Source organism: Yersinia kristensenii (assembly GCF_900460525.1).
GTDB classification, from domain to species: domain Bacteria; phylum Pseudomonadota; class Gammaproteobacteria; order Enterobacterales; family Enterobacteriaceae; genus Yersinia; species Yersinia kristensenii.
Genome location: NZ_UHIY01000001.1, coordinates 1,120,618 through 1,137,338, shown reverse-complemented (window position 1 = coordinate 1,137,338; position 16,721 = coordinate 1,120,618). Strand labels below are relative to the sequence as shown.

Genomic DNA, 16,721 nt, shown 5'->3' with positions numbered 1-16,721 from the left:
AGTTTAGACAGAATTTGCCTGGCGGCCATAGCGCGGTGGACCCACCTGACTCCATGCCGAACTCAGAAGTGAAACGCCGTAGCGCCGATGGTAGTGTGGGGTCTCCCCATGCGAGAGTAGGACACTGCCAGGCATCAAACACGAGTTATCAGAATGACATCTGGTAACTGACAAAATCGCCATGAGCGGTTTTGCACAGCGCGGAGCGCTGGCCCTGTTTAGGGTAAGTATCGGGAAGATACACGTAAAAGAATCGGTGGAGCGGTAGTTCAGTTGGTTAGAATACCTGCCTGTCACGCAGGGGGTCGCGGGTTCGAGCCCCGTCCGTTCCGCCACTTATTTAAATTATGCCTGCTTATCTTAGCAGGCATAATGTTAAGCATGATTTAGGGGCGTAGCTCAGTTGGTAGAGCACCGGTCTCCAAAACCGGGTGTCGCGAGTTCGAGTCTCTCCGCCCCTGCCATATAAATAGCCCTTCGCGAAAGCGAGGGGTTTTTTTATGTCTAAAATAATTATTCGGCTCGTTTTTTATACTGATTATGTGGTTCCCCTTTTATCTAGCGGCTATCCCGATTTTTTACATCAGGAATATCTATTTATTTTCCGACATACAGCGCGTATTACCCCCATTAATAACTCTTATTAGTTGTCTTCTTATTAAAATAGCCATCAACTCTTAGAAAGATAACATTCCCAATTCATGCTTACTTGGCTGAATTTATGTACAGAAAATTGTTGTCTCTGCCCATGATTACTTTCACCAGATGAGCTAAAGCTAATTAATATTTTAGCTAGCAGGGAAAAGATATTTGGTTATTGATTCAAGAAATTCGGATTGGTAGTGTCTATCAAAAGCCCACTTTACTACCCAATATATCGGTTGCGGCAACCCTATTTATTGTCCGTAGCATGGGTTTTATTGTGTCTGAATAGCCCATTACACTACACACTTAATACTGCATTATATCGCTTTTGATGACACTCTCAGTTCATGGTGGACTAAAACTGTCATCAGAATTCTGCTATTTAGCTTTATTGCTATCCAGAGGGCGGTGAGTGCTTTTTATCGTGAACCACGAGGTAAGCCTCAGTCACCATCACTTAATCCTGTATATCGCTTTGCGCAGCGTTATTCATAGGTGTTTTTAATAGTTGTCGAATTAATGTTTGTTGGTCACTATTTTGCAACCAAACGGCATATAGTGGCCGCACGATAGGCGGTATATCAGTATTAATGGTCAGATCTGGGTATTCTTTTTGCCAATGTTCGGGCAAAAAGGCACAGCCACCGGTAGTATCCAACAGTTGTCGAGTTAAATGAGCTGATGTCGTGGTCAGCACGGGCATCTGTTCGTTGTTGAGTAAACGATTCTCTTGCTGATGGAAATCTGCCCCCCATTCCAGTTTGATATAGGGCGCTTCATTTGCATTTTTATGCTCAGTTTCATCGTCAGTTATTTCTGATAGAGGGAGAGGAGCTGAGGAGAATAAACGCAATGAAAAATGCCCTAGAAGTTGGCTTGCCAGTTCATCCATTTTAGGGGGTTCGGTCGTTATCAATAAATCTAGTTGCCGTTCGTGCAACTGTTTCACCAGTGATTGCCGTAGTGCAATACGGGCCTCAAGGCGTAATGCTTCTCGTTGTTTATATAACTGTTGCAACCAAGGGGTGAGGTAGGCTTCCCAAAGTGATGCGGTTGCACCAATAGACAACTCGGTGTGTTGCAGCGAATGTACAACCTCTTTTTTGGCCAATTGCCAGGTGCTCATCAATGTTTCGGCGTAAGGAACCAGCCGCTCACCCGCAGGTGTTAGACGAATATTATTGCGATGGCGAGTGAATAAATTTGCACCTAATTGATTTTCTAATTGACGGATACGAAAACTCACCGCCGACTGCGTTAAGTACAAAGATTCAGCTGCACGACCAAAGTGGCGAGTTCTACTGACCTCCAAAAAGGTTTTCAGTAATTCGGTATCCACACCTATCTCCAATTTTTTTATCGTTAAGATTTAAATGTTTTGTTTTACACGATGTCAAGCCTATCTAATACTCCGCGCCATAAACAGCACGACCATGAGAGAATTAGGAGCGTGTCAGATGGCGGATAGCTTCATCACGACCAATCGTTTTTTTGATAATAAACATTATCCTCGCGGGTTCTCGCGTCACGGCGATTTCACCATTAAAGAGGCGCAATTGCTAGAGCGCCACGGTTATGCTTTCAACGAGCTTGACCTAGGGAAACGCCAGCCAGTAACAGAAGAAGAGCAGTTATTTGTTGCTGTTTGTCGCGGCGAGCGTGAGCCAGTCAGTGCAGAGGAAAAGGTCTGGTCTAAATATGTGACCCGGACCCGTCGCCCTAAACGTTTCCATACGCTATCTGGCGGCAAACCGCAGATGGATGCAGTGGAAGATTACACTGATAGCGACGACTAATTCCCGTCGTTCTTGAAGCTGCAGGGGTGTTAGCTACGCGCACTCACCTGAATAACTTACTTGTAGTGATAAATAAGTTCATCGGGGAGCATGTGTTTGCTGACTACCTGCGGCTTCAATGACACTGGGTATAAACATCTTGGTTGAAAAGGGGCTTTTGTTCCCTTTTTTATATTAAGCTTTTGTGTAATTGCAAAAGCAACCGGTCCATACAACGATAGCTTAGCGCTTCTGAAATATGATTTTTTTGAATGTTATCTTCCTGAGCCAGATCGGCAATGGTTCGTGACACTTTCAAAATATGGTGCCAGGTGCGGACTGAAAGGCCGAGTTTCAGTAGAACCTGTTCCAGAAAAGCGGCATTCTCAGGTGCTAAATAACAATGTTCGACGATCTCTTGGCTGTTAAGTTGCGTGTTTATCTTCCCCGCTCTATCCAATTGCTTTTGCCTGGCCTGTAATACTCTTTGCCTGACGGTTTTGCTCGCCTCTCCCTGATGTTTCTGCGCGCCGAGCATTCCTGCAGGGAGTAATGGGACTTCTATCGACAAATCAAATCTGTCCAGAAATGGGCCTGACAATTTTGCCAGATAGCGTAGAATTTGCTGTGGCGGTGCTCGGTTATGAATACCTTGATAATGACCGCTAGGGCTGGGGTTCATTGCGGCGATAAGCTGTACTTTAGCCGGAAAGCAAACTTTCGCGGCTGCGCGGGAAATGATAATTTCGCCTGATTCCAGTGGCTCGCGCAGTGAATCCAGCACCCGGCGCTCAAACTCCGGCAGCTCATCCAGAAAAAGTACTCCATTGTGTGCCAGTGATATTTCGCCGGGGCGGGGAATTGACCCTCCGCCAATCAGAGCGGCCATTGATGCGCTGTGATGTGGTGCGCGAAAAGCCCGGCAACGCCATTGAGCGGGCAGTTCATTACTGTGTAGCAGGCCATTAATAGCAGCGGCCTCCAGCGCTTCTTGCTCCGTCAGTGGCGGCAGTAGCCCAGTTAACCGATTTGCTAGCATGGTTTTACCTGTCCCCGGAGGCCCGAGCAATAGCAGGTTATGCCCGCCGGCCGCCGTTATCTCCAGCGCACGTTTGGCTTGTGATTGACCGATGATATCTTGCAGGTCAAGACTGCTGTCCCAATCAACAACAGCTTCAAGGTGTTGGCCCTGAGCTAGTGTATTTTCCCCTTGTAAAAAACCACATACTGCGAGCAAGTGATCTGCAACCCAGCTGTTACCTTGGGCAATTAACCCAATCTCGAAGCTGTTCTCTGACGGCAAAATTAATTGTCGATGGGCCTGACTGCTGGCGAGTGCGGCTGGAATTGCGCCGCTAACGCGTCTTAGCGCCCCCGATAAGGCGAGTTCGCCCAAGAACTCATAGTGCGCTAATTTATCCGCAGGAATCTGTTCTGATGCCGCTAATATTGCCAAAGCAATGGGTAGGTCATAACGGCCGCCTTCTTTGGGTAAATCTGCCGGTGCCAGGCTGACTGTGATTCTTTTAGCTGGAAAGGTGAAGCCACTGTTAATCAGTGCGCTGCGAACCCTGTCCCGCGCCTCTTTCACTGTGGTTTCTGGTAGTCCAACCAAAACTAATCCCGGTAGCCCATTGCTGATATGCACTTCAACTGTGACGGCGGGTGCCTGAATGCCTAATATGGCGCGGGTATGAATAGTTGCCAGTGACATGGTGCTTCCTTTGCTGTCATGCGTTATCACAGAGTGCCTCAGGATTTTTGTCAGTGCCGGGGAAAAGGGGTGGTTTGCGAAAGCTCGCGAAAAGTTTCGTTGCAATGAATGCATCAAAATCAAAAATTGCGATGTAGTACGCAGAAAAAAGACCAAACTGTCGATACGGGTTTTACTGATTGATAAATAATATATTTATTGTGTTTTGTCTGTGGGCTCACAAAATAATAATTCAAATAAATATTGTCAGATAACCAATAACTGTGATAACTCTGTAGGTATTCGTTCGACACTAGACAGATGAACAACCTAATTATGAAAGCGATTTTCCAAGTGATTAACCTAGTCCTAATTAGCGTGGTGGTGATTATTATCCCACCGTGCGGGGCTGCACTTGGACGAATAAAGGCATAAGAATCAAGCCTTAATCACAAGATAACCCCCGCACCGAAAGGTTCGGGGGTTTTTTTATCATTACATTAAAGGACGCGAGGAACATAAAATGCACAACAGAATAAAATCCTGCTTACCTCGCGAACGGTCGGGGAAATAACTATGAATGGTGCTCAGTGGGTGGTTCAAGCGTTGCGTGCACAGGGTGTTAGTACGGTATTCGGCTATCCGGGCGGGGCGATTATGCCGGTCTACGATGCTTTGTATGATGGCGGTGTCGAGCATTTGCTCTGTCGCCATGAGCAGGGCGCTGCCATTGCTGCTATTGGTTATGCGCGCGCAACCGGCAAAGTGGGGGTGTGTATTGCCACTTCCGGCCCCGGAGCCACTAATCTGATCACCGGTTTGGCGGATGCTTTACTGGATTCAGTGCCGGTCATTGCTATCACCGGCCAGGTCGGTTCTGCATTAATCGGCACTGATGCTTTTCAGGAAATTGATGTTTTAGGCTTGTCTCTGGCCTGTACCAAGCACAGTTTTTTAGTTGAATCATTGGATGCGCTACCGGGAATAATGGCGGAAGCATTTGCCATCGCGACCAGTGGCCGTCCTGGCCCGGTTTTAATTGATATCCCGAAAGACATTCAGTTGACGGTGGGCGAGTTGACCCCACATCTGATGCCGGTTGAAGAGTATCTCGTTGATTCTGCTGCTGAATTACAACAAGCTTTAGATATGCTGGTGACGGCAAAAAAACCGATGCTGTATGTCGGCGGCGGTGTTGGCATGGCGCAGGCAGTTCCGGCTTTACGCGAGTTTATCGAGGTGACGGGCATTCCTGCGGTGGCCACTCTGAAAGGATTGGGCGCACCGGACACCGAGCACCCTTGTTATCTGGGGATGTTGGGGATGCATGGCACCAAAGCGGCGAACTTCGCCGTACAGGATTGTGATTTATTGATAGCAGTGGGCGCGCGGTTTGATGATCGGGTTACCGGCAAGTTGAATACATTTGCTGCGAAAGCCAAAGTTATCCATATGGATATCGACCCAGCCGAGCTGGGTAAATTGCGTCAGGCGCATGTCGCGTTGCAGGGCGATTTGAAAGTGTTATTGCCGGCGTTGCAGCAACCGCTGAATATTCAGCCATGGCGTGATGAAGTTATGGCCTTAAAACAGCAGCATAGCTGGCGTTATGACCACCCCGGTCAGGCCATTTATGCGCCGTTATTATTGAAGCAAATTTCTGAGCGTAAAGCCCCGCAGACCGTGGTGACCACCGACGTGGGTCAGCACCAGATGTGGACGGCGCAGCATATGAACTTTACCCGTCCAGAGAATTTCATTACCTCTAGCGGTTTGGGCACTATGGGCTTTGGCGTACCCGCTGCCATTGGCGCACAAATGGCCCGCCCGGATGATATGGTCATCTGTGTCTCCGGTGATGGCTCGTTCATGATGAATGTTCAGGAGTTGGGCACCATAAAACGAAAACAGCTGCCGCTGAAAATTGTTTTGTTGGATAACCAGCGATTGGGCATGGTAAGGCAATGGCAGCAACTGTTTTTTGATGGGCGTTACAGCGAAACCAATCTTTCTGACAACCCCGATTTTATCACTCTGGCCAGTGCTTTTAATATTCCTGGCCAACGAATTACCCGCAAAGACCAAGTCGATGCCGCTCTGGACGCGCTGTTTAACAGTGAAGGCCCTTATCTGCTCCAGGTTTCCATCGACGAACTCGAAAACGTTTGGCCGTTAGTACCGCCAGGCGCAGGTAATGAAACTATGCTGGAGAAAGTCTCATGATGCACCACCAACCCTCTATCCAACATCAAATCTCTATCCAAGCCCGCTTCCGCCCTGAAATGTTAGAGCGTGTATTGCGGGTTGTGCGGCACCGCGGTTTTCAGGTTTGTGCTATGAATATGTCGCCAATGATTAATGCTGAGAATGTTAATATTGAATTGACCGTTGCCAGCCAGCGCCCTGTCGATTTACTGTCTTCACAGCTGAGCAAGCTTATGGATGTCGCCTGCGTCGAGATCCTACAACCTAATACATTACAGATACGCGCCTGATGCGCCACAAGGAAAGAAAAGAATGACGAAGAAAGCTGATTTTATCTGGTTTAACGGCGAAATGGTTCCGTGGGCAGAGGCTAAAGTTCACGTGATGTCGCACGCGTTACACTACGGCACGTCAGTCTTCGAAGGTGTCCGTTGCTACAATTCCCATAAAGGGCCAGTAGTTTTCCGTCACCGCGAACACATGCAGCGTTTGCACGACTCAGCCAAAATTTACCGCATGCCTGTTTCCCAGACTGTTGATGAGCTGATGGAAGCTTGCCGCGAAACGTTGCGCAAAAATAACCTGACCAGCGCTTATATCCGCCCATTAGTGTTTATTGGTGATGTCGGCATGGGTGTAAACCCGCCAGATGGCTATGAGACTGACGTGATTATTGCCGCTTTCCCATGGGGTGCTTATCTGGGTGCAGAAGCGCTGGAGCAAGGTATTGATGCTATGGTGTCTTCATGGAACCGTGTGGCACCAAACACCATTCCAACTGCGGCCAAAGCGGGCGGTAACTATCTGTCTTCCTTGCTGGTAGGCAGTGAAGCTCGTCGCCACGGTTATCAGGAAGGGATTGCGCTGGACATTCACGGCTTCTTGTCTGAAGGCGCGGGTGAAAACTTATTTGAAGTGAAAGATGGCATTCTGTTTACGCCGCCATTTACCTCTTCTGCCCTGCCGGGTATTACCCGTGATGCCATTATTAAACTGGCGAAAGACATGGGGCTGGAAGTGCGTGAGCAAGTGTTGTCGCGTGAATCTCTCTATTTGGCGGATGAAGTCTTTATGTCCGGTACCGCGGCAGAAATCACCCCGGTGCGCAGTGTAGATGGTATTCAGGTCGGTATTGGTAAACGTGGCCCGGTCACTGCAAAAATTCAACAAGCATTCTTTGGCCTGTTCACCGGCGAAACTGAGGATAAGTGGGGCTGGTTGGATCCAATCAATCAATAATAAATAAAACTGACAGACAGAATCAGCAGGTGGTTCGTTCGCCACCTGCAACACAGAATACATTGGAGTGAAGAGACAATGCCTAAGTACCGTTCCCATACCACCACTCATGGCCGCAATATGGCTGGCGCCCGCGCATTGTGGCGCGCAACCGGTATGACCGATGATGACTTCGGCAAACCGATTATTGCGGTAGTTAACTCATTTACCCAGTTTGTACCGGGCCACGTTCATTTGCGCGACTTAGGCAAGCTGGTAGCAGAGCAAATTGAAGCGTCTGGCGGTGTGGCGAAAGAGTTCAACACTATTGCGGTGGATGATGGGATCGCGATGGGCCACGGTGGCATGCTGTATTCTCTGCCTTCACGTGAATTGATTGCTGACTCCGTAGAGTACATGGTTAACGCCCACTGCGCGGATGCCATGGTGTGTATCTCTAACTGCGACAAAATCACCCCAGGGATGCTGATGGCGTCTCTGCGTTTGAATATTCCGGTTATCTTTGTTTCCGGCGGCCCGATGGAAGCCGGTAAAACCAAATTATCCGATAAAATCATCAAGCTGGATCTGGTCGATGCCATGATTCAGGGGGCTAACCCCAATGTCAGTGATGCGGACAGTGAACAGATTGAGCGCTCCGCTTGCCCAACCTGCGGTTCCTGTTCCGGGATGTTTACCGCCAACTCGATGAACTGTCTGAATGAGGCGCTGGGGCTGGCGTTGCCGGGGAATGGCTCATTGTTGGCAACTCATGCTGATCGTAAGCAACTGTTCCTCGATGCCGGTAAGCACATTGTCGCGCTGACCAAACGTTATTATGAACAAGACGATATCAGCGCTTTGCCGCGCAGTATTGCTAACAAAGCCGCATTTGAAAACGCCATGACGCTGGATATTGCGATGGGCGGTTCCACCAATACCGTGTTGCATTTGCTGGCGGCAGCGCAGGAAGGGGATATTGATTTCGATATCAGTGATATCGACCGCCTGTCCCGTAAAGTTCCGCATTTGTGCAAAGTGGCACCTAGCACCCAGAAATACCATATGGAAGATGTCCACCGCGCGGGCGGTGTCATCGGTATTTTAGGCGAGTTGGACCGGGCCGGGTTGCTTAACCGCGATGTCAGCAACGTGTTGGGGCTGAACCTGCCACAAACACTGGAAGCCTATGATGTGATGCTGACCAAAGACGAAGGGGTTAAGCAGATGTACTCCGCAGGCCCGGCCGGTATCCGCACCACGAAAGCATTCTCACAAGATTGCCGCTTCCCATCCTTGGATACTGACCGCCAAGAGGGTTGTATTCGCACGCGTGAACATGCCTACAGCCAAGATGGCGGTTTAGCGGTGTTGTACGGCAATATCGCGGCGAATGGTTGCATTGTGAAAACCGCGGGTGTGGATAAAGAGAGCTTAACTTTCCGTGGCCCCGCTAAGGTTTATGAAAGTCAGGATGATGCAGTAGAAGCGATTCTTGGCGGTAAAGTGGTTGCGGGTGATGTGGTTGTTATCCGCTACGAAGGGCCGAAAGGCGGGCCAGGGATGCAGGAAATGTTGTATCCGACCACTTATCTGAAATCCATGGGCTTAGGCAAGAGTTGCGCCTTGCTGACGGATGGCCGCTTCTCCGGCGGGACGTCGGGTTTATCTATTGGTCACGTTTCTCCAGAAGCGGCCAGTGGTGGCATGATTGGTCTGGTGCAAAACGGCGATTTCATTGATATCGATATCCCGAACCGGGGCATTGTGCTGGATGTAAGCGAATCTGAGCTGGCTGAACGTCGTAAAACTGAAGAAGCCCGTGGTGATGCTGCATGGTCGCCTAAAGCCCGTGTTCGTCAGGTTTCTTATGCGTTGCGTGCTTATGCCTTATTGGCGACCAGTGCCGACAAAGGTGCAGTGCGCGACAAAAGTAAGTTGGGAGGCTAATACCCATGGCGGTATCACAACCCTTATCTGCTGCCCCCGATGGGGCAGAATATCTGCGGGCGATATTTCGCGCGCCGGTGTATGAGGTGGCGCAAGTTACCCCACTGCAAGTGATGGAAAAGATTTCTTCCCGCCTGGCTAATACTATTTTAGTGAAGCGTGAAGACCGGCAACCGGTGCACAGCTTTAAACTGCGCGGTGCTTACTCGATGCTGGCTGGCCTGACCGCAGAACAGAAAGCCTGCGGCGTGATAACCGCTTCTGCCGGTAACCATGCGCAGGGTGTAGCGCTTTCGGCCAATAAGCTTGGCATTAAAGCACTTATCGTGATGCCAGTGGCAACCGCTGATATCAAAGTGGATGCGGTGCGTGGCTTTGGTGGTGAGGTGCTGCTGTACGGTGCCAATTTCGACGAAGCCAAAGGTAAAGCTATTGAGCTATCTCAATTACAGGGCTATACCTTTGTCCCGCCATTCGACCACCCGGCGGTGATTGCCGGACAAGGAACCTTGGCGATGGAGTTGCTTCAGCAAGATGCACATCTCGACCGGATCTTTGTTCCTGTTGGCGGCGGTGGGCTGGTGGCTGGTGTGGCGGTGCTTATCAAACAATTGATGCCGCAGATTAAAGTCATTGGTGTCGAAGCTGAAGATTCCGCCTGTTTACGGGCTGCTCTGAATGCCGGTAAGCCGGTGGATTTGGCCCGTGTCGGGCTGTTTGCTGAGGGCGTGGCGGTTAAGCGCATTGGCGACGAACCTTTCCGCTTGTGTCAGGAATATCTCGACGAAGTGATCACTGTCGATAGTGATGCCATTTGTGCGGCAGTAAAAGACATCTTTGAAGATGTGCGCGCCATTGCCGAGCCTTCTGGTGCACTGGCTCTGGCGGGGCTGAAAAAGTATGTTCAACAGCATAATATCCAAGGCGAGCGTCTAGCCCATGTGCTCTCTGGCGCTAACGTTAACTTCCACGGTCTGCGCTATGTCTCAGAACGCTGTGAGCTAGGTGAGCAACGCGAAGCCTTGCTGGCCGTGACTATCCCTGAGCAAAAAGGCAGTTTCCTGCGGTTCTGTGAACTGCTGGGTGGCCGGTCAGTGACGGAATTTAACTACCGCTATGCTGATGCCGAAAACGCCTGCATTTTCGTCGGGGTGCGTTTGACCCGTGGCTATGCTGAGCGGGAAGAGATTTTGTCCGAGTTACAGGCGAAAGATTATCAGGTGGTGGATTTGTCTGATGACGAAATGGCCAAACTGCACGTGCGCTATATGGTTGGCGGGCGTCCTTCCAAGCCATTGCGCGAGCGTTTGTACAGCTTTGAATTCCCTGAATCCCCGGGCGCATTGTTGAAATTCCTGCATACCTTAGGGACGCATTGGAATATCTCTTTGTTCCATTATCGCAGCCATGGTACTGATTTTGGCCGGGTATTGGCTGGTTTTGAGTTATCGGACTCTGAGCCGCAATTTGAGCAGCATCTAACTGCACTGGGCTACGATTGTCACGATGAAACCAATAACCCGGCATTTAAGTTCTTTTTAGCGGGTTAATCGGCGTACTGCGAACTACAATTTACTTACGAACTACAGCAATCCCCAAAATGCTTCAATTAGCGGCTCATTGAGCCGCTTTTTCGGTACACATACCCCCAACTCAAATGGTTCGACCAGCGAAATATCATCCAACAGCGAAATACGGTTGCGCACCGGTTCCGGGCTATTGTCTACCACCACTGACGGGATCAGCGCCACACCACAGCCCAATGCGACCATCGACACAATGGCCTCATGGCCGGAAACTGTAGCGTAAATCAATGGGTTAGTAATGCGCTGGCGGCGGAACCACAAATCAATGCGTTTTCGCGATGGGCCATGTTCCGGCAGAATAAAGGGGACATTAGCCCAATCAGGCTGGTCGACAGAGATTAACTCTCGCACCGCACAAGGGAGTGCCGGGGCAATCAATACCAGCGGTATCTCGCCAATCTGAGTAAACGCCACGCTGGTGGGCAGCACTTCCGGACGGCCCGCTATGCCGAGATCTGCTTCATTCGATTGCACTTTATCTACTGCGTCGGCAGCATCACCGGTAGTGAGCTTGATTTCAACCAGAGGGTGACGCGCGCGAAAACGGTCCAAAATCGGCGGTAAATGGCTATAAGCGGCGGTAACTGAGCAAAATAACCGCAGTTCGCCACTTAGCGATGGCCCGTGTTGGCCCAAAGCATGGAGCAGTTGTTGATATTGCAGCAAAGTTTGCTGAGCAAAGGCTTTCAACTGCGTACCGGCATCCGTCAGTTGTACGGTGCGATTATCACGTAAAAACAGAGGCTGGCCGATGGTCTCTTCCAAGCGCTGAATCTGGCGTGAGAGGGTGGATGGACTGACATGCATCGCTTTGGCAGTGCGGCCAAAATGGCGGCTTTCAGCTAAATGAAGAAATAATTTCAGGTCGCGTAAATCCATCACAGACAGCCTCTTGGGTGAGAAGACCTATTGTATTGCATAAGGAATAAAGAGTATTGCAGAATCTGCAATATCACATTGTTAATATATCAATTTCAGCAATACGTTTCCTGTCATATAGTGAATCCAAGATAATCCCCGGCAAAGACAGGGGATGTGAAAAAAACAGTATCAGTACACAAACACCACATTCGTTTGCAGTCACTAAAAAAATAGCTGCACCCACAAAACAGAACCCGAACGGAGTAATAACATGGCTAACTATTTCAACACATTGAACCTGCGTCAGCAGTTGGCGCAATTAGGTAAGTGTCGCTTTATGGCACGTGACGAATTCGCCGATGAAGCAAACTACCTGAAAGGCAAAAAAGTGGTGATTGTCGGCTGTGGCGCGCAAGGTTTGAACCAAGGTTTGAACATGCGCGATTCTGGTCTGGATGTGGCTTACGCCCTGCGCAAAGAAGCTATTGCTGAAAAGCGCGCTTCATGGCGTAAAGCAACTGAAAACGGCTTTAAAGTCGGCACTTACGAAGAATTAATCCCACAGGCAGATTTAGTCGTTAACTTGACGCCAGACAAACAGCATTCCGCGGTTGTTCAAGCGGTTCAGCCATTGATGAAAGATGGCGCTGCGCTGGGATATTCCCATGGTTTCAACATCGTTGAAGTGGGCGAGCAAGTGCGTAAAGACATTACTGTAGTGATGGTAGCGCCGAAATGCCCAGGTACTGAAGTTCGTGAAGAATACAAACGTGGTTTTGGTGTGCCGACATTGATCGCGGTTCACCCGGAAAATGATCCTAAAGGCGAAGGTATGGCAATTGCCAAAGCTTGGGCGGCAGCAACGGGCGGCCATCGTGCTGGCGTGTTGGAATCCTCTTTCGTTGCTGAAGTTAAATCTGACCTGATGGGCGAGCAAACTATCCTGTGTGGCATGTTGCAGGCCGGTTCACTGTTGTGCTTCGACAAGCTGGTTTCTGAAGGCACAGATGCGGCTTACGCTGAAAAACTGATTCAGTTCGGTTGGGAAACTATCACTGAAGCGTTGAAACAAGGCGGAATTACGCTGATGATGGACCGCTTATCCAACCCAGCCAAATTGCGTGCTTATGCGCTGTCTGAGCAGTTGAAAGAAATCATGGCGCCATTATTCCAAAAACATATGGACGACATTATTTCCGGTGCCTTCTCTAGTGGCATGATGGCTGACTGGGCAGAAGACGACGTTAAATTACTGAACTGGCGTGAAGAAACCGGCAAAACAGCATTCGAGAATGCGCCACAGTTTGAAGGCAAAATCTCTGAGCAAGAATATTTCGATCACGGCGTATTGATGATTGCCATGGTGAAAGCCGGTGTTGAGTTGGCATTCGAAACCATGGTTGATTCTGGCATTATCGAAGAATCTGCTTATTACGAATCTCTGCATGAATTACCGCTGATTGCGAATACCATTGCGCGTAAACGTTTATATGAAATGAACGTAGTTATTTCTGATACCGCAGAATACGGTAACTATTTATTCGCCAATGCTGCCGTTCCATTGCTGAAAGGCAAGTTTATGGATTCTCTGCAAGCTGGGGATTTAGGTAAGAGTGTTGCCGGGACTGCAGTAGATAACGCGCAACTGCGTGATGTGAATGAAGCTATTCGCAACCACCCAATTGAGGCGGTCGGCCATAAACTGCGCGGCTATATGACCGATATGAAACGTATTGCTGTTGCGGGTTAATCAAGCTCGCTTGATAGCAATACCAGTAATAAGTTTTTCCGAAAGCCTCCCTATAAAGGGGGGCTTTTTTTATTTCGGATTTAGTTTGTTTCGCCGCGAAAAAATTTATTAAATTAATGCTATCACGGCCCGAAAAAACTCTTGTAAGGTGTTAATCGTGGTTAAGCACATTATGGATATTTCTACTATTTCTTAATCTTATTAATATAAATTTTTCTTGTTAATAAAAAGACCTCACTAATTAGTGAGGTCTTTTTTGTGAGTGATATTAATGAAATAAATAAAAAGGTATATAAAATATAAAAAAAGGAGAGGATTAATGAGTGACATTCAAACTGTTTTGACCCGCTGGGGTGTCTGGGCGAGAGAGCATTCTCAGCTGGATTATCCTCATATCGCTAGTGGATTCAAGGGGGTAGCAACCAGAAACAAAATGGCGGAATCCTGTTGCGATAATGACGGATTAGTGATTGATAAAACGATCGGGAATTTACAACGCGCCTCGCGAGAAAAAGAATTAGAGCTTATCTTGCGTCATTATGTTTATGGGCAATCGAAAGCCTCTATTGCCCGATTAAAAAAATGTAATGAACGGGAGATTAGACGTCAATTACAAGTTGATGAAAGTTTTATTGAAGGGTGTATAACACAATCAGATATTTCGTTAGAGATGTCTGTCGGGTGATTTATATAATCATGATTAAGTTTAATTAAATATATTTTGGCTTATAAGTCCAGTCACTTTCAATATTAATAGCTGTTGGAATAGCTATCAGTGAGTGAAATTGATAGCAATTGCAGTTTATTTTTCACTTCTTCGTAATCGCCGTGGACATGGTCAAAATAAGGGCAGGTAATCACTGCTTCTGCATAATTGTCTTGATCGAAAATCGGATAAGAGACTGATGTCAGGCCAATAATTCGGTCATGTTTGACTGCACAATACCCCTGCTTTTTTATATTCAGTAATTGTGATAATAAATCTGCCCGCTGTTCTAGAGGCAGAAGATGGTTTCGCATTAATTGTAATACATTGGGCGAAGAGGCTAATGCCAAATAAAGCAGGGCAGAACTGGACTTTGTTACATTGAGTGAGGCCCCATCACGCGCACCAATGCCAGGGGAAAACTCAGGCGCAGCATGGGCAATGACTATAAACTCATCATTTTTTAGCGATGCTATATGGCAAGGTTGGTTGGTGTGCCAGGTAAAATCATGCAATAACTGGCGACAAATAGGGGATTGCGCAAAACGCTGTATATGGTCGTGTGCATTTTGAAATTGAATCTTATCGGTCAGATGATAGCGTTTTTTGAGATCCTGACGTAAAAAGCCTTCTTCTTGTAGGCAATAAATAATGCGGTAAAGTTGATTAAAAGAGAGGCTGAGTTCATTGACCAACTGAACCATAGTTTTGGGTTCCTCACAGCCTGCCAAATATTGCAGGACTTGCAAACCGCGACTGAGAGCCGGGGCTTTATATTCTTTATACGACTTTTCCATTGGCCAAAGCCTCACTGAATACCCTCTTATGACTACATTATCATAGTAAAGATGCTACCCAAGAGTAGCATCTGTATATACTTATACTTCAAACAGCCCGAGTGTTGGTTACTCTTGCTACTCGGCCGATTTGTTGCTCAATTTCCGCCGTCCTGCAATTCGAATTATTTAGGATATGGAATAATTAATGGCTGGCGATCTTGGTGTGGATTCTCTCATTTTCCAGTGACTCACGTTTCCTTAAAAAACGAATGACCAATAGTGTTACAACACCACCAATCGCCATGCATCCCCCTAAGAAATACATCGGGGCGCCGGTACTTCCGGTTAAATCCCGCACGGCAGGCACGGCATTTTGTGAGAAAAAGCCACCCAGATTGGCCAGTGAATTTATTGCTGCCAAACCCGCTGCGGCCGCGCTACTGCCCAAAAATCGTGTCAGATTCCAGAAGCAAGGCTGTATGGAGAAGATTGCCATCACGACGATGGTAATGGCAAAGAAGCTCACATAAGGATTAGCAATAAACCAGGCACTGGCTGTCAGGAATATTGCCGCGATAAACATTGGGAGAGCAATATTCCATACTGGACTGGCCGTCCTTTCTGCTTTGCGGGTCAGCCACCACAACCATAGAATTGCCATCAGCCATGGGATCATATTAATCAGACCATTGTTCATATTGGTGACACCAAAGCCTTTCACAATGGTCGGCATCCAATAACTTAACCCGTAAGCACCGAACGAAATAAAGCCCAATACCAGCGCTAATAAGAGTACCCGGACGTCGGTAAGTGCTTTTAATACGCCAGAAACGTTATGATCCTGGTGAGAGTCTCTTTCCTGTTGCAATACATTCAATAACCAAGATTTTTCTTTTTCGCTCAAAAATTTGGCTGTTTCTGGTTTTTCTGGCAAGAACAGCAATACAGGAATAATAAACAAGATAGCGGGGATCCCGGTTCCAATAAAGATCCATTGCCAACCTTCCAGCCCCATGGCGCCATTTAAACTGAGTAATGCACCGTTAAGCGGCGCGCCAATCAAGTTCGCCATCAAGCTGGCCATAATTAAGTAACCTACAACTTTTGGCCGACTTTTTAATGGGAACCATTGTGTCATATAATAAAGTAACCCAGGATAAAGCCCTGCTTCCGCAGCGCCAATCAAGAATCTTAAAATATAGAACACCGTGGTGTTGGTGGTAAATGATAATAACAGGGTTATTATTCCCCAAGTCCCCATAATGCGGGCAAACCAAATTCGTGGCCCTATTTTATGCAGAAATATATTACTAGGAACTTCAAATATTAAATAACCGATGAAAAATAGTGAAGCACCCAATCCAAACGCAGTTTCACTGAGGCCTAAACTGTCGATCATCTGTAATTTTGCAAAACCGATATTTTGACGATCAATATAGGCGATGACATAGAGCATAATCATCAATGGCACAACTTTCATTGTGACCTTTTTTATAATAGCGTCTTCATTTTCAATGGTGTTGGTTTTCATAGAGTGACTCCAGGGTAATAAA

The 16,721-nt window shown here is 47.8% G+C and carries 14 protein-coding genes, 2 tRNA genes, 1 rRNA gene and 1 pseudogene; 13 read left to right on the top strand and 5 right to left on the bottom strand.

What is annotated here, in order from left to right:
• Positions 1–17 precede the first annotated feature (17 nt).
• The 4 genes and pseudogenes from rrf to DX162_RS22905 all read left to right on the top strand — a co-directional run.
• A 5S ribosomal RNA gene (gene rrf, locus DX162_RS05285) occupies positions 18–133 on the top strand.
• Positions 134–258: 125 nt separating this feature from the next.
• Positions 259–335, top strand: a tRNA-Asp gene (locus DX162_RS05280).
• Between the two features lie 53 nt (positions 336–388).
• Positions 389–464, top strand: a tRNA-Trp gene (locus DX162_RS05275).
• A 487-nt stretch (positions 465–951) separates the two neighbouring features.
• Positions 952–1,140, top strand: a pseudogene (locus DX162_RS22905) (hypothetical protein); the annotation flags it as partial.
• On the opposite strand, the gene hdfR reads toward DX162_RS22905, so the two are convergent.
• Complete coding sequence (hdfR, locus tag DX162_RS05270; RefSeq protein ID WP_050118902.1) at positions 1,103–1,984, bottom strand: HTH-type transcriptional regulator HdfR; 882 nt, start codon at positions 1,982–1,984, stop codon at positions 1,103–1,105. The pseudogene DX162_RS22905 and the gene hdfR overlap by 38 nt on opposite strands.
• Before the next feature lie 118 nt (positions 1,985–2,102).
• On the opposite strand from hdfR, the gene DX162_RS05265 reads away from it, so the two are divergent.
• Complete coding sequence (locus DX162_RS05265) at positions 2,103–2,441, top strand: MaoP family protein (protein WP_005190326.1); 339 nt, start codon at positions 2,103–2,105, stop codon at positions 2,439–2,441.
• A 169-nt stretch (positions 2,442–2,610) separates the two neighbouring features.
• Here DX162_RS05265 and DX162_RS05260 read toward each other — a convergent pair whose 3' ends face one another.
• On the bottom strand, positions 2,611–4,134 hold the full coding sequence (locus tag DX162_RS05260) for a YifB family Mg chelatase-like AAA ATPase (protein WP_004393084.1): 1,524 nt from the start codon (positions 4,132–4,134) through the stop codon (positions 2,611–2,613).
• Between the two features lie 315 nt (positions 4,135–4,449).
• On the opposite strand from DX162_RS05260, the gene ilvL reads away from it, so the two are divergent.
• The 6 genes from ilvL (at position 4,450) to ilvA (ending at position 11,036) form a co-directional block, all read left to right on the top strand.
• Positions 4,450–4,548: an ilv operon leader peptide gene (ilvL, locus tag DX162_RS05255; RefSeq protein WP_071777720.1), complete on the top strand. Its 99-nt coding sequence runs from the start codon at positions 4,450–4,452 to the stop codon at positions 4,546–4,548.
• Positions 4,549–4,689: 141 nt separating this feature from the next.
• On the top strand, positions 4,690–6,336 hold the full coding sequence (gene ilvG / locus DX162_RS05250) for an acetolactate synthase 2 catalytic subunit (RefSeq protein WP_004393085.1): 1,647 nt from the start codon (positions 4,690–4,692) through the stop codon (positions 6,334–6,336).
• Positions 6,336–6,608 carry an acetolactate synthase 2 small subunit gene (ilvM, locus tag DX162_RS05245; protein WP_032821114.1) on the top strand — a complete coding sequence of 91 codons (273 nt, stop codon included), beginning with the start codon at positions 6,336–6,338 and terminating at the stop codon, positions 6,606–6,608. The genes ilvG and ilvM overlap by 1 nt, the downstream gene beginning before the upstream one ends.
• 22 nt (positions 6,609–6,630) lie before the next feature.
• Complete coding sequence (locus tag DX162_RS05240; RefSeq protein WP_004393086.1) at positions 6,631–7,557, top strand: branched-chain amino acid transaminase; 927 nt, start codon at positions 6,631–6,633, stop codon at positions 7,555–7,557.
• 78 nt (positions 7,558–7,635) lie between these two features.
• The gene (ilvD, locus tag DX162_RS05235; protein WP_004393087.1) at positions 7,636–9,486 is read left to right on the top strand and encodes a dihydroxy-acid dehydratase; all 1,851 of its coding nucleotides are present in this window, start codon (positions 7,636–7,638) and stop codon (positions 9,484–9,486) included.
• Between the two features lie 5 nt (positions 9,487–9,491).
• Positions 9,492–11,036 carry a threonine ammonia-lyase, biosynthetic gene (ilvA, locus tag DX162_RS05230; RefSeq protein ID WP_004393088.1) on the top strand — a complete coding sequence of 515 codons (1,545 nt, stop codon included), beginning with the start codon at positions 9,492–9,494 and terminating at the stop codon, positions 11,034–11,036.
• 33 nt (positions 11,037–11,069) lie between these two features.
• Here the strand turns inward: ilvA and ilvY are convergent, their stop codons facing one another.
• A complete protein-coding gene (gene ilvY, locus DX162_RS05225) occupies positions 11,070–11,951 on the bottom strand; it encodes an HTH-type transcriptional activator IlvY (RefSeq protein WP_004393089.1) in 882 nt (293 codons plus the stop codon).
• 253 nt (positions 11,952–12,204) lie between these two features.
• Between ilvY and ilvC the strand changes: the two genes are divergently transcribed.
• Together ilvC and DX162_RS05215 are read left to right on the top strand one after the other, a co-directional pair.
• The gene (ilvC, locus tag DX162_RS05220; protein ID WP_004393091.1) at positions 12,205–13,683 is read left to right on the top strand and encodes a ketol-acid reductoisomerase; all 1,479 of its coding nucleotides are present in this window, start codon (positions 12,205–12,207) and stop codon (positions 13,681–13,683) included.
• Between the two features lie 319 nt (positions 13,684–14,002).
• Entirely contained in the window at positions 14,003–14,368 is a 366-nt protein-coding gene (locus tag DX162_RS05215; RefSeq protein ID WP_032821110.1) for an antiterminator Q family protein, read from the top strand.
• A 65-nt stretch (positions 14,369–14,433) separates the two neighbouring features.
• On the opposite strand, the gene DX162_RS05210 is transcribed toward DX162_RS05215, so the two are convergent.
• Together DX162_RS05210 and DX162_RS05205 are read right to left on the bottom strand one after the other, a co-directional pair.
• Positions 14,434–15,186, bottom strand: a complete 753-nt coding sequence (locus tag DX162_RS05210) for an IclR family transcriptional regulator (protein WP_004393094.1) — start codon at positions 15,184–15,186, stop codon at positions 14,434–14,436.
• 184 nt (positions 15,187–15,370) lie between these two features.
• Positions 15,371–16,699 (bottom strand): MFS transporter, encoded by a 1,329-nt coding sequence (locus DX162_RS05205; RefSeq protein ID WP_004393096.1) that lies wholly within the window; start codon positions 16,697–16,699, stop codon positions 15,371–15,373.
• Positions 16,700–16,721: the final 22 nt, after the last annotated feature.

What these genes read in the sequence shown, in the direction of transcription:
- DX162_RS05265 (WP_005190326.1), top strand. Translation starts at nt 2,103, where the DNA reads ATGGCGGATAGCTTCATCACGACCAATCGTTTTTTTGATAATAAACAT.
- DX162_RS05260 (WP_004393084.1), bottom strand. Translation starts at nt 4,134, where the DNA reads ATGTCACTGGCAACTATTCATACCCGCGCCATATTAGGCATTCAGGCA.
- ilvL (WP_071777720.1), top strand. Translation starts at nt 4,450, where the DNA reads ATGAAAGCGATTTTCCAAGTGATTAACCTAGTCCTAATTAGCGTGGTG.
- ilvG (WP_004393085.1), top strand. Translation starts at nt 4,690, where the DNA reads ATGAATGGTGCTCAGTGGGTGGTTCAAGCGTTGCGTGCACAGGGTGTT.
- ilvM (WP_032821114.1), top strand. Translation starts at nt 6,336, where the DNA reads ATGCACCACCAACCCTCTATCCAACATCAAATCTCTATCCAAGCCCGC.
- DX162_RS05240 (WP_004393086.1), top strand. Translation starts at nt 6,631, where the DNA reads ATGACGAAGAAAGCTGATTTTATCTGGTTTAACGGCGAAATGGTTCCG.
- ilvD (WP_004393087.1), top strand. Translation starts at nt 7,636, where the DNA reads ATGCCTAAGTACCGTTCCCATACCACCACTCATGGCCGCAATATGGCT.
- ilvA (WP_004393088.1), top strand. Translation starts at nt 9,492, where the DNA reads ATGGCGGTATCACAACCCTTATCTGCTGCCCCCGATGGGGCAGAATAT.
- ilvY (WP_004393089.1), bottom strand. Translation starts at nt 11,951, where the DNA reads ATGGATTTACGCGACCTGAAATTATTTCTTCATTTAGCTGAAAGCCGC.
- ilvC (WP_004393091.1), top strand. Translation starts at nt 12,205, where the DNA reads ATGGCTAACTATTTCAACACATTGAACCTGCGTCAGCAGTTGGCGCAA.
- DX162_RS05215 (WP_032821110.1), top strand. Translation starts at nt 14,003, where the DNA reads ATGAGTGACATTCAAACTGTTTTGACCCGCTGGGGTGTCTGGGCGAGA.
- DX162_RS05210 (WP_004393094.1), bottom strand. Translation starts at nt 15,186, where the DNA reads ATGGAAAAGTCGTATAAAGAATATAAAGCCCCGGCTCTCAGTCGCGGT.
- DX162_RS05205 (WP_004393096.1), bottom strand. Translation starts at nt 16,699, where the DNA reads ATGAAAACCAACACCATTGAAAATGAAGACGCTATTATAAAAAAGGTC.